The sequence below is a fragment of the Frigidibacter albus genome (assembly GCF_009908165.1).
Taxonomy (GTDB): Bacteria; Pseudomonadota; Alphaproteobacteria; order Rhodobacterales; family Rhodobacteraceae; genus Frigidibacter; species Frigidibacter albus.
In genome coordinates this window covers 135,903-148,039 of sequence record NZ_JAAAUC010000007.1, presented here as the reverse complement: position 1 = coordinate 148,039, position 12,137 = coordinate 135,903, and the positions used below count along the sequence as shown (strand labels likewise).

The following is a 12,137-nucleotide window of genomic DNA, read 5'->3' as shown; positions in this document are numbered from 1 at the left end:
GGTTCCCTACCGCAGCGCCTTCGTCTGGAACAGCTGCACCCCCAGCCCGCCATGCGGCACCGGGGCGGATGGCGGGGCGAAGGGCAGGCCGGTTGCCTTGGCGAGCGAGGGCTCGCTGGTCACCAGCCCCACCCGCCAGCCGCCGAAGCGGGTCAGCAGCGTCTGGCCAAGCGCGGCGTAAAGGCCGTAGAGCAGGTTCTTGTTGCCGATCCGCGTGCCGTAGGGGGGGTTGACGATCACGAGGCCGGGCTTGCCCTCGGGCGGCATCAGGTCGCTGATCGCATGGGTGGCGAATTGCACGAGGTCGGTCACGCCCGCCCGTTCCGCATTGGCGCGGCTCATCTTGATCGCGCCGGCATCGCGGTCGGCGCCGTAGAAGCGCAGGGCGGGGTGGGGGCGGGCGGCGGGATTGCGCATCCGGTCCCACGCCGCCGGATCGAAGCTCGCCAGCTGCTCGAACGCAAAATGCCGGGTGCGGCCCGGGAGCAGCCCCGCCGCAATCTCGGCCGCCTCGATCACGAAGGTGCCGGACCCGCACATCGGATCGACCACCGGCTCGGTCCCGTCATACCCGCATTGGCGCAGGAACAGCGCCGCCAGCGTCTCGCGCATCGGGGCCTTGTTCACCGCCTCCTTGTGGCCGCGCTTGTGCAGGGACTCGCCCGAGGTATCGACGCTGATCGTGCAAAGGTCATCGTCGATCCGCACCTTCAGCTTGAACTCCGCCTCGGGGGAGATCGCCACCCCCAGCTCCTCGCGCAGCGCGGTCTCGATCCGCTGCGCGGCGGCGCCGGCGTGATAGATGCGCGAGGCCTTGCAGGTGACTTCCACCTTCAGCGGCACATCAGGGCGCAGGATGTCGGCCCACGGGAACTTGCGGGCGCGCTTGTCGAGCTGTGCCAGATGCATCGCCCGGAATGCGCCGATCCGCGCCAGAACCCGGCTGGCGCCGCGGATTTGCAGGTTGGCGCGCCAGACCTCGGGCCAGCCGCCCATGATCGTCACGCCGCCCGGCACGGCCTGCGGGTCGGCAAAGCCCGCCTCGCGCACCTCGTCGCAGAGCAGCGCCTCCAGCCCCGGCGGGGCGACAAGGAAGATCTCGAAATCTGCGGGGGTGGGGGTATCTTCGGTCATTTCGCCCGCATAGCCCGAAACATGGCGCGCAGCGACCGGAATCGTGAGGTGGCGCCGGTGCGGCGCCCCGACAGCTTACCCCCGGCTGCGCCGACGCCCGGCGCGGCCTGCGGCGGCGACCTCCGCCGAGGCGGTGGCAAAATCCTGCCCGGCCTTCACCGCCTCCAGCACCCGCGCGAAGCGGATCCATTCGGTGCCGTTCGGGTCGTGGTTCATCAGGAAGTTGGCGGCGCGGATCGCCTCCATTTCCACCGACCGCACCGGGTTCATGATCGCCGAGGTCATCCCCGCGCCAATCGCCATCGGCAGGAAGGCGGCGTTGATGCCGTGGCGGTTGGGCAGGCCGAAGCTGATGTTGGACGCGCCGCAGGTGGTGTTCACCCCCAGCTCGTCGCGCAGCCGCCGCACCAGCGTGAACACCTGCCGCCCGGCATCGCCAAGCGCGCCGACCGGCATCACCAGCGGATCGACCACGATGTCATGCGCCGGGATGCCGAAATCCGCGGCGCGCTGGACGATCTTGCGGGCCACCGCAAAGCGCACCTCGGGGTCCATCGAAATGCCGGTGTCATCGTTGGAGATCGCCACCACCGGCACATTGTATTTCTTGACCAGCGGCAGCACCAGTTCCAGCCGGTCTTCCTCGCCGGTGACGGAGTTCAGCAACGGCCGGCCCTCGGCGGCGGCGAGGCCAGCCTCCAGCGCGCCGGGGACAGAGCTGTCGATGCAGAGCGGCACGTCCACCAGCCCCTGCACCAGCCGAATCATCGCCTCCATCAGCGGCGGTTCGGTCTCGTTCGGGTTGGGGTTGGAGTTGTAGACGACGCCCGCATTCACATCGAGCACCATCGCCCCGCAGGCCACCTGCTCCAGCGCGTCGCGTTCGACGGTGGAAAAGTCGCCGGCCTCCAGCTCGGCGGCGAGTTTCTTGCGGCCGGTGGGGTTGATGCGCTCACCGATCACGCAGAAGGGTTCGTCAAAGCCGATGGTGACGGTTTTTGTCTTTGATTCAATGGTGGTACGGGTCATTCTTAAACCTCTTTGTGAAGAGCGGGCGCCGTGGCCGCGCCACCATTCTGGGTCGCCCAGTTCGCGTTCGCCCTGATCCCGCCAAGCGGGAAGAAATGCACCGCCTCGATCCCGAAGCCCGGATGCGCGGCCTTATGCGCGGCGAGGTCCGACAGGATCTCGGTCGGCTCGAAGGGCAGCAGCAGCTTGGTCACGTCGCGGGCGCGGCGTTGCAGGACGCGCAGGCTGGGGCCGACGCCGCAGGCGATGGCGAATTTCAGCAGGGTCTGGAGCTTGGCGGGGCCGGCGATGCCGATATGGATCGGCAGGGCGATGCCCTCGGCAGCCAGACGGTCGGCCCAGGCGATGACCGGGGCGGATTCAAAGCAGAACTGGGTGACGATGGCCATTTGCGCATCGGTGCGGTTGGCAAACTCCTGCTTCCAGCGCAGCGCCTGCATCACCATCCGGTCGGAGCCATCGGGGTCGATTTCGCGGTTGCCCTCGGGGTGGCCGGCGACATGGAGGCGGTCGAAGCCGTCGAAGGCGCCGCTCTCCAAGAGCTGCATGGAGCTGTCGAACTCCCCCGCAGGCGTGTTGACGCCGCCGCCCAGAAGCAGCGCCTGCCGCACATCGGCCTCGCCCTTGTAGCGTGCGACCCAATCCGCCAGCGTGGCGGCATCGGGGATGATCCGGGCCGGGAAATGCGGCATCGGCTCATAGCCCTCAAGCCGCAGGCGGCGGGCGGTGGCGACCATCTCGTCGATGGGCGTGCCCTCGATATGGGCGATATAGACGCGGGTGCCGGCGGGCAGCAGGGCGCGGAAATCGTCCACCCCGGCGGCGGTGCGCGGCATCACCTCGAGCGAGTAGCCGGCGAGGAAGGCCTCGAGACCCGAGGGAGCGGGCTTTTCCTCGCGGCGGAAGTTCAGCAAAGCCATGCGCAAGGCCCTCCAGCGGCCGGGGTTCGGGGAGGATGGCGGGGCGTCAGGCCCGGCCATCATTGGCGATCAGCACGCGCAGCCGCGCGTCGTCATACTCGGTGGTGATCCGCGCCAGTTCGGCCTCGGCCGCGGCCTCGTCGGTTTCGGCCTCGAGCGTGTAGGGCTCTGCCTTGCGCCATTCGGCCAGATAGGCGTCGCTGTCGCGGGCGCCGATCTTCATGGCGCAGCGGTCGATGGCCTGCTCGAAGCGTTCCGGCAGCGCCCGTTTCACCCCGCGCCGGCCCTTGCCGACGATGATCTGGGCCGGGATGTCGCGCCAGTAGAGGATGGTGATATCGGGCATGGGATGATTCCTCGTTCTGTCCTCAATAGGCTGCAAAAGGCGGCTTTCAGTGCCGGATTTCGACATTCCGCGGGGGGCTAGCGACAGCAGCGGGGGGCCAGCCCCCCGCGCCCCCCGGCCGGGGAGGGGCGCGCCCCTCCCCGGCGCCCCTCTGCGGATATTTGCGCCAGCAAGAAGCGGCGGGCGCGGAGCCGGGGCTCGCCGCGCGCACATGGGGCTCTGCATAGCTGCGCTTGCGCCCGGGCTTGGCTGGCCTTACCTTGGGGATAACTTGAAATCGGAGGGCGTGACGATGGCGCCCAAGCGTCCCACGGGTGCGGGGGCGCTCCCGGCTCATACGGTCGAGCCCCACGCTACCCATATCCCCGACCCGGCGCAGCTTTATGCGGCGCTGGATCTCGGGACCAACAGTTGTCGCATGTTGATTGCCCGCCCGAAGGGTGCGCAATTCCATGTCGTGGACAGCTTTTCCAAGACGGTCCAGCTGGGCCAGGGGCTGGAGGCCTCGGGCAAGCTGTCGCGTGCCTCGATGGCGCGCACGGTGCAGGCGCTGCAGATCTGCCGGCGCAAGATCGAGCAGCACAAGGTGCTTCACATGCGCCTCGTGGCGACCGAGGCCTGCCGGCGCGCCCGCAATGCCCGAGACTTCATCCGCTATGTGCGGCGCGAGACCGGGTTGCCGCTGGAGATCATCGAACCCGAGGAAGAGGCGCGGCTGGCGGTGATCTCCTGCGCGCCGCTGGTCAGCAAGAAGACCGAGCAGCTGCTGGTCGTGGATATCGGCGGCGGGTCGACGGAACTGGTCTGGATCGACATTTCCGGGGTGCCGGGGCCCGACCGGCCGCGGGCGATCATGCGGCTGTCGGGCGGGTTCCGCAGCGACCCCGCGGCGCTGGAGCCGGCGGCGAAGGTGGTGGACTGGATATCCGTGCCGCTGGGGGTGGCGACGCTGAAAGACCAGTTCCAGGATGTCGAGGACGACGCGGCGCGGTTTGCGCTGATGAGCTGGTATTTCGAGGAAAAGCTGGCAGATTTCTCGCCCTACAATTCCGCCCAGGCGCGCGAGGGGTTCCAGATCATCGGCACCTCGGGCACGGTGACGACCGTCGCGGCCAGCCATCTGGGCCTGCGCCGCTATGACCGCACCAAGGTGGACGGGCTGCGCATGTCCTCGGACCAGATCGACCGGGTGATCCGGGATTATCTGGCGCTGGGCCCCGAGGGGCGCCGGACCGACCCGCGGATCGGGCGCGACCGGCATACGCTGATCATGTCGGGCGCGGCGATCTTGCAGGCGCTGATGCGGATCTGGCCGACCGACAAGCTGTCGGTGGCGGACCGGGGGCTGCGCGAGGGGCTGCTTTATGCGCAGATGTCGGCGGACGGGGTGCTGGAGGAAGGGCCCTACTGAAGGTTGCAGGCGGGGCCTTGGATGCGTATCTGGGCCGATGATGCCGCAAGCAGGGGTTTGCGGGCGGCGAGAGGATGGCGGGAATGGTCAAGACACCGGGTAAATCGGGCGGGGCGAGCGGCGCGGGCGGCAGTGCCTCGGGCCGTGGTCAGCGCGAGCTGAGGGTGCGGGTCAAGTCCGCCAAGGGGCGCAAGCTGTCCTCGACGCTGTGGCTGGAGCGACAGCTGAATGACCCTTATGTGGTGCGCGCCCGCAAGGAAGGCTACCGCGGCCGGGCAGCCTACAAGATCCTGGAACTGGACGATAAATTCCGCTTCCTGGTGCCGGGGGCGCGGGTGGTCGACCTTGGCTGTGCGCCGGGCGGCTGGTGCCAGGTGGCGGTGACCCGGGTCAATGCGCTTGGCGACAGGTCGGGCAAGAAGGTCGGCACGGTTCTGGGCGTCGATCTGCAGGAGATGGAGGCAATTGCCGGGGCCGAGATCCACCAGCTGGATTTCCTCGACGAGGATGCCGATGCGCTGGTCAAGGGCTGGCTGGGCGGGCCGGCGGATGTGGTGATGTCGGACATGGCGGCGGCGAGTTCGGGGCACAAGGGCACCGATCACTTGCGGATCATCGCGCTGTGCGAGGCGGCGGCGCAGTTTGCCTTTGACGTCTTGGAGGAGGGGGGCACTTTTGTTGCCAAAGTGCTGGCCGGGGGCGCCGAGCAGGAGCTGCAGGCGCTGCTGAAGAAGAATTTCCGCAAGGTGGCGAATGTGAAGCCGCCCGCGAGCCGGGCGGACAGTTCCGAGAAGTTCGTTGTGGCGCAGGGGTTTAAGGGGCGCAATGCGGCGCAGGACGAGGGCGATGCCGACCCCGAAGAGTGACCGGCTGCGGCTGGACTGCGCGGATGCGGGGCTGGAGATCGACCTTGCGCGCGGGGTGTTGACGGATCTTTGGTTTTCTCATGCGGGGCGGGTGATACGGCCGTTGCACCGGGCGCATTGGGTCGGGCAGGCGGTGCCTGCGGGGCTTGCGCCGGTGGAGGCGGGGCTGGAGGGGGATTTCCTGTCGGCGCCGTTCGGGCGGGATGACGTGGAGCCGGGCGGGCCGATCCATGGGCCGAGCGCCAATACTGCCTGGCGGGTTCTTTCGGTAAGCGAGGCGCCGGGCGCGGCGGAGGCGGTGCTGGAGCTGGTCGCTCCGGTGCGCGGTGCGCGGATTGTCAAGCATTTGCAACTGGTTGGCGGAGTACCGTTCCTGCGGCAGACGCACCGGATCGAGGGCGGCAGCGGAAGCCTGACGCTGGCGCATCACCCGATGATCCGGTTTGCGGGGCGGGGATGGCTGTCGTTTTCGCCCAAGCGGGCGGCTTTGACGGGGCTGCATGTGGAGCCGGGGCGGCATCGGCTGGTGCCGGGGGCGCGGTCCGAGGATCTGGGCGCGCTGCCGGGGGTGGGCGGGGCGGTGTCGCTGTTTGAGTATCCGCAGGGCGATTGGGCGGCATGTGGAACCCATGCAGAACCCATACATATGTCATATGTAAAGCAGAATGGTCGGGAATTGGGCCCGGCGGGGCCCTTGGGGCATGAGGATTTTCTGACTCTGGTGGAGGCGGCGGGATCCGGGCTCGGCTGGACGGCGGCGCTGCGCGAGGCGGAGGATGATCTGGTGCTGGTGCTGAAGGATCCGGCCGAGCTGCCGGTGACGATGCTGTGGCTGTCCAATGGCGGGCGGGATGCCGCGCCCTGGGACGGGCGGCATCGGGGGGTGCTGGGGATCGAGGATGGCATCACCGCGGGCGATGAGGGCAACCGCGCGGCGGCGGGGGTGAACCGGGTGGCGGCGGAGGGGGCGGCGAGTTGTCTGGCGCTGGCTCCGGGGCGGGTGCATGTGGTGCGGCATCTGCTGGGGGCAGTGCCTCGGCCGGCGGGGTGGACTTTGGTGACGGATGTGCGGGTGGCTGGGGAGAAGCTGGTGCTGACGGGGGCGGGCGGGGAGGTTTCGGTGGCTTATGCGGGGCCGTTCTGACCTCTCCTTTCGTAGGACAGCATGGGCGCGAGGCGTTCTTCTCGCCCCGCCCGTGCGGGACGAATGCCCCCGGAGCCGCTGACGACGCGAGACCGATTGAGGACAGCGCCCGACCTGGCGGGCGAGAAGCGCCCGCCGGGGGCGGGGCGGGCGCTGGCCGGGCCCTTTGGGGGCCCGTCCGATGCAGATGATATGGCGCCGCGTGGCGAAGGCGATGGCCTTCGCCAAGGAGAGCGATGCGGGCGGGGCGTGGCAGTGCCTCACCTATTCCCGCCCAAACAGACCGGGTGGATGGTAGCAATGGGCTTACGGAAACACCCCACACGCCCCCGTTGCAAGATATCCGCTTTGCCCTATCCTTGATCGCCAGAGAACCGACAACGCGGGGAGGCGTTCCGGTGGCAAGGCTTAACCCAGATCCACGGCGTGACCATGCCCAGATCGTGCGCGAAGTGGCGCTGTCTTCGGCTGCGGCGGGGCGGTCGGCCTTTGCGGCCTCGTGGCGGCGGTCCTTGCTGCATCACCATATCGACCCGGCCACGGGGACCGAGCCTGCCCGGCTGACGGAAGCGGAATTGCGGGCGCGGACAGAGGCTTCGGGGCTGCTTGTCTCCATCGCCGGGCCGATCCTCGACCGGCTGGCGCGGGCGGCAGGGGAGGCGGGCTGCGCGGTGATGCTGTCCGATCCCGAGGGGCTGATCCTCGATGAGCGCATCCGCGACGCCGATGCTGAACATTTCCACGCCTCTGGCCTGGCCCCCGGCAGCAACTGGAGCGAATCGGCGGAAGGCACCAATGGCATCGGCACCTGCCTGGCCGAGCGCCGCCCGGTGCTGGTGCTGCGCGACCAGCATTTCCGCGCCCGCAACACCGCGCTGACCTGCATGGGCGCGCCGGTCTTTGGCGCGGGGGCGGAACTGGCGGGGGTGATCGACGTGTCATCCGTGCGCGAGGATCTGGCCGAGGGCTATGCGCGGCTGATCGCGCTGACGGTGCAGGATGCGGCGCAGCGGATCGAGGCGGAGCTGTTCCGCGCGGCCTTTGCCGGGATGCGGATCCTGGCGCCCGATGTGGCGGAGGATGCGGGCGGGCCGTCGCTGCTGGCCATCGACCGGGATGACCTGATCGTCGGGGCCACCCGCGCGGCGCGGCGGAGCCTCGGCGTCGATCCGGCGCTGCTTGGCCGGCTGCCGGCGCGCGACCTGCTGCGCGAGGGGGCCTCGGGGCTGGATGAGGCGATGCGAGGCGAACTGCACCGGGCGCTGGCGCGCAGCGGGGGCAATGTGTCCGCTGCGGCGCGCGAGCTGGGGATCGGACGGGCGACGTTCTACCGGAAGATGAAGACGCTCGGGCTCGGCGACTGACGCCTGCCTGCCGCAAGGGCCGCATTCTGCACCTGCACCTGTCTCACCGCTGAGACACCTGTGCCATGCGCCCGGTGCAGACCGGCTATGCAGCAGAGACCCCAGCCGCCATGCTTCCCCCATCGCCCCGGAGGAGGGGCTTCACCTGGGAGGAACTACCATGGCAAACGATATGCCCGGCGCATTCAAGGGCGTGCAGGTCTCGCCGTTCAAGGCGCGCTACGACAACTTCATCGGCGGCAAATGGGTCGCCCCGGTCAACGGCAAGTATTTCGCCAACGTCACCCCGATCACCGGCGAGAAGATCTGTGACGTGGCGCAATCGGACGCGGCGGATGTGGAACTGGCGCTGGACGCCGCCCATGCCGCGCGCGAAGCCTGGGGCGCGACCTCGGCTGCGCACCGTTCGAACCTGCTGCTGAAGATCGCCGATGTGCTGGAGGCCAATCTGGACCTGCTGGCCGCCGCCGAGACCTGGGACAACGGCAAGCCGATCCGCGAGACGACCTTTGCCGATATCCCGCTGACGGTGGACCATTTCCGCTATTTCGCCGGCGTCCTGCGCAGCCAGGAAGGCTCGATGAGCGAGATCGACAATGACACCATCGCCTATCACTATCACGAGCCGCTTGGCGTGGTCGGGCAGATCATCCCGTGGAACTTCTCGATCCTGATGGCGGCGTGGAAGCTGGCGCCGGCGCTGGCGGCGGGCAACTGCGTGATCCTGAAGCCGGCGGAACAGACCCCGGTGGCGATTCTGGTGCTGGTGGACCTGATCGCGCATCTGCTGCCCGACGGCGTGCTGAACGTCGTCAACGGCATGGGCCCGGATGTGGGCGCGCCGCTGGCACGGTCGAAGCGCATCGCCAAGATCGCCTTCACCGGGTCGACCGAGACCGGCCGCAAGATCATGCAATACGCGACCGAGAACCTGATCCCGGTGACGCTGGAGCTGGGGGGCAAGTCGCCCAACATCTTCTTCAGCGACGTGATGGCCAAGGACGATGCCTTCCTCGACAAGGCGGTCGAAGGCTTCGTGCTCTTCGCCTTCAACCAGGGCGAGGTCTGCACCTGCCCGAGCCGGGCGCTGATTCAGGAAGACATCTATGAGGAGTTCATCGCGCGCTGCATCGCACGGGTGAAGGCGATCAAGCACGGCGACCCGCGTCTGATGGAGACGATGGTCGGCGCGCAGGCGAGCCAGGAGCAGCAGGACAAGATCCTGAGCTACTTCACCATCGGCCGCGAAGAGGGCGCCGAGGTTCTGGTCGGCGGTCAGGCGGCGGCCTTTGGCGGCGACCTGGCGAACGGCTTCTACATCCAGCCGACGATCCTGAAGGGCCACAACAAGATGCGGGTCTTCCAGGAGGAGATCTTCGGCCCGGTGGTGTCGGTGACGACCTTCAAGGACGAGGCCGAGGCGCTGCACCTTGCCAATGACACGATGTATGGCCTTGGCGCCGGCGTGTGGAGCCGCGACATCAACACCTGCTACCGCTTTGGCCGGCATATCCAGGCCGGGCGCGTCTGGGTGAACAACTACCATGCCTATCCGGCCCATGCGGCCTTTGGCGGCTACAAGCAGTCGGGCATCGGGCGCGAGACGCACAAGATGATGCTCGACCATTACCAGCAGACCAAGAACATGCTGGTCAGCTACAGCCCGAACAAGCTCGGGTTCTTCTGAGCATCGGTGGGCGGGGGCCATCCCCCGCCCGCAGTTTGCCAAGAGGCAGGGGCCAGACCCTTCAACGGAGATCACCATGACAAAGATGATGAAAGCCGCGGTTGTCCGCGAATTCGGCGCGCCGCTTGTAATCGAGGACGCCCCGGTCCCCGAGCCCGGCGCCGGGGAGATCCAGGTCAAGATCGAGGCCTGCGGCGTCTGCCATACCGATCTGCACGCCGCCCATGGCGACTGGCCGGTGAAACCCAATCCGCCGTTCATTCCGGGGCATGAGGGTGTTGGCTATGTCTCGGCCGTGGGCCGCGGCGTGACCTCGGTGAAAGAGGGCGACCGGGTGGGGGTGCCCTGGCTCTATACCGCCTGCGGCTTTTGCGAGCATTGCCTGGGCGGCTGGGAGACGCTCTGCGAGAAGCAGTCCAATACCGGCTATTCGGTGAATGGCGGCTTTGCCGATTATGCCATCGCCGATCCGGCCTTTGTCGGGCATCTGCCGGACAACCTTGGCTTTGTCGAGCTGGCGCCGGTGCTCTGCGCCGGGGTCACGGTCTACAAGGGCCTGAAGATGACAGAGACGAAGCCCGGCGACTGGGTGGCGATTTCGGGCATCGGCGGGCTCGGCCATATGGCGGTGCAATATGCCCGCGCGATGGGGCTGCATGTGGCGGCGGTGGATATCGACCCGGCCAAGCTGCGGCTGGCCGAGGAACTGGGCGCCGAGATCACCATCAACGCGATGAACACCGATCCGGGCACCTTCCTGCGCAAGGAGATCGGCGGCGCGCAGGGCGTGCTGGTCACGGCGGTGTCGCGCTCGGCCTTTGCGCAGGCGCTGAAGATGGCGCGGCGCGGCGGCACCATCGTGCTCAACGGCCTGCCGCCGGGGGATTTCCCGCTGCCGATCTTCGACATGGTGCTGGAGGGTATCACGGTGCGCGGGTCCATCGTCGGCACCCGGCTCGACCTGAAGGAAAGCCTTGAATTTGCCGGGCGCGGGCTGGTGCGGGCGCATACCGCAACGGCGCGGATCGAAGAGATCAACGATGTCTTCGCGCGGATGCAGGCCGGCAAGATCGACGGGCGCATCGTGCTGGACATGTCGGCCTGACGCGCCGCGCCGGCCGTGGGCGGGCGCTTGGACTCAGGCGCGCATTAACGAAATGTTTGTAAAGGCTTGGCAGCGTGGCAAGGTGCAGCTGGCGCGATCTTGCGCCGTGCCGGGGGCGGCAATCCCCGTTGGAGTGATTGATGATGACATCCGTTTCGCGCCTTGTGCTTTGGGGCGCCCTTGCGACGCTGGCTGCCGGTCCGGCGCTTGCGCAGGATCTGACCTTCGAGCTGGTCAATGTCAGCGGCTATGACCTGGTGGAATTCTACACCTCGCCCGTCGATGTCGGGGAGTGGGAGGAAGACGTGTTCGGCACCGGCGTGCTGCCCTCGGGCAATTCCGTCGATGTGACGATCGCCGATGGCCGCAGCCAGTGCAGCTATGACCTGCGCTTCGTCTTCGCCGATGGCGATGTCATCGAGGACAGTGCCGATCTGTGCGAGATGGGCAGCTACACGATCGAGTGACGCCCGGGTTTCGGGCGGTACGAGGGCGCCCGGTTCGGGCGGTGTGAGGGTCGCCCACTTCGGGCGCGTATCAGGTTAGGCCCGGTTCGGGCGACAGGCCGGGCGGCGTTGCTGCCCGGTCTGTTCATGTTCGGGGTGGGGCGTTCAGGCCAGACCGGCGGCGCGGCGGGCGAGGGCGACGACATCGCGGCTGAAGGCCGGATCGTCCGGGTCGAGCTCCGCTACCCGGAACCAGCCCGCATCGCTTGCATCATCCGCGGCGACGGGTTCGCCAGCCAGCCAGGAGCAGGCCACCGCGATCAGGATGAAGTGGTGGCGCAGGGCGCCCGCCGCGTCCCGGTCCAGCACGTCGAGCGCGTCGATCACGGCCCCGGCGCTGGCGGTTACGCCGGTTTCCTCGCCAAGCTCGCGCAGGGCGGCCTCGGCAAGGCTCTCGCCCGGGTCGATCTTGCCGCCCGGAAAGCCCCAGAGCCCGGCATCGGGCGGGTTGATCCGGCGCACCAGCAGCACCTCGGGCCCGCGCCGGACCACCGCAATGACGGCGGCAATGGGGCGGATGGGCGCCGTCATCGGGTGCCACGCGGCGCGGCGGTCATCTGCTCTGTCATCGCGGTCCCGTTGCCCTGTGCCCGGCCGCGATCCTGCCGGGTTTCGCCAGTGCCAG

The 12,137-nt window shown here is 68.3% G+C and carries 12 protein-coding genes; 7 read left to right on the top strand and 5 right to left on the bottom strand.

Annotation, left to right across the window (positions count from 1 at the left end):
• Positions 1–6: 6 nt before the first annotated feature.
• The 4 genes from GVY41_RS12390 to GVY41_RS12375 form a co-directional block, all read right to left on the bottom strand.
• Positions 7–1,134, bottom strand: coding sequence for a THUMP domain-containing class I SAM-dependent RNA methyltransferase (locus tag GVY41_RS12390; RefSeq protein ID WP_161346812.1), 1,128 nt, complete (start codon positions 1,132–1,134; stop codon positions 7–9).
• Between the two features lie 75 nt (positions 1,135–1,209).
• Positions 1,210–2,163 carry a methyltetrahydrofolate cobalamin methyltransferase gene (locus GVY41_RS12385; protein WP_161346814.1) on the bottom strand — a complete coding sequence of 318 codons (954 nt, stop codon included), beginning with the start codon at positions 2,161–2,163 and terminating at the stop codon, positions 1,210–1,212.
• Between the two features lie 2 nt (positions 2,164–2,165).
• Positions 2,166–3,083, bottom strand: coding sequence for a methylenetetrahydrofolate reductase (locus GVY41_RS12380; RefSeq protein ID WP_161346816.1), 918 nt, complete (start codon positions 3,081–3,083; stop codon positions 2,166–2,168).
• Positions 3,084–3,129: 46 nt separating this feature from the next.
• The gene (locus GVY41_RS12375; protein ID WP_161346818.1) at positions 3,130–3,429 is read right to left on the bottom strand and encodes a virulence factor; all 300 of its coding nucleotides are present in this window, start codon (positions 3,427–3,429) and stop codon (positions 3,130–3,132) included.
• A 292-nt stretch (positions 3,430–3,721) separates the two neighbouring features.
• On the opposite strand from GVY41_RS12375, the gene GVY41_RS12370 reads away from it, so the two are divergent.
• The 7 genes from GVY41_RS12370 (at position 3,722) to GVY41_RS12340 (ending at position 11,473) form a co-directional block, all read left to right on the top strand.
• On the top strand, positions 3,722–4,840 hold the full coding sequence (locus GVY41_RS12370) for a Ppx/GppA phosphatase family protein (RefSeq protein ID WP_161346820.1): 1,119 nt from the start codon (positions 3,722–3,724) through the stop codon (positions 4,838–4,840).
• An 83-nt stretch (positions 4,841–4,923) separates the two neighbouring features.
• Entirely contained in the window at positions 4,924–5,706 is a 783-nt protein-coding gene (locus GVY41_RS12365; RefSeq protein WP_161346822.1) for an RlmE family RNA methyltransferase, read from the top strand.
• On the top strand, positions 5,687–6,850 hold the full coding sequence (locus GVY41_RS12360; RefSeq protein ID WP_161346824.1) for a hypothetical protein: 1,164 nt from the start codon (positions 5,687–5,689) through the stop codon (positions 6,848–6,850). The genes GVY41_RS12365 and GVY41_RS12360 overlap by 20 nt, the downstream gene beginning before the upstream one ends.
• A 398-nt stretch (positions 6,851–7,248) precedes the next feature.
• On the top strand, positions 7,249–8,214 hold the full coding sequence (locus GVY41_RS12355) for a GAF domain-containing protein (RefSeq protein WP_229726050.1): 966 nt from the start codon (positions 7,249–7,251) through the stop codon (positions 8,212–8,214).
• A gap of 160 nt (positions 8,215–8,374) precedes the next feature.
• Positions 8,375–9,901 (top strand): acetaldehyde dehydrogenase ExaC, encoded by a 1,527-nt coding sequence (gene exaC / locus GVY41_RS12350; RefSeq protein ID WP_188816041.1) that lies wholly within the window; start codon positions 8,375–8,377, stop codon positions 9,899–9,901.
• 76 nt (positions 9,902–9,977) lie between these two features.
• Positions 9,978–11,006 carry an alcohol dehydrogenase AdhP gene (gene adhP / locus GVY41_RS12345; protein WP_161346828.1) on the top strand — a complete coding sequence of 343 codons (1,029 nt, stop codon included), beginning with the start codon at positions 9,978–9,980 and terminating at the stop codon, positions 11,004–11,006.
• 140 nt (positions 11,007–11,146) lie between these two features.
• Positions 11,147–11,473: a hypothetical protein gene (locus GVY41_RS12340; protein ID WP_229726049.1), complete on the top strand. Its 327-nt coding sequence runs from the start codon at positions 11,147–11,149 to the stop codon at positions 11,471–11,473.
• Positions 11,474–11,617: 144 nt separating this feature from the next.
• On the opposite strand, the gene GVY41_RS12335 is transcribed toward GVY41_RS12340, so the two are convergent.
• Positions 11,618–12,043 (bottom strand): NUDIX hydrolase, encoded by a 426-nt coding sequence (locus tag GVY41_RS12335; RefSeq protein ID WP_161346830.1) that lies wholly within the window; start codon positions 12,041–12,043, stop codon positions 11,618–11,620.
• Positions 12,044–12,137 lie beyond the last annotated feature (94 nt).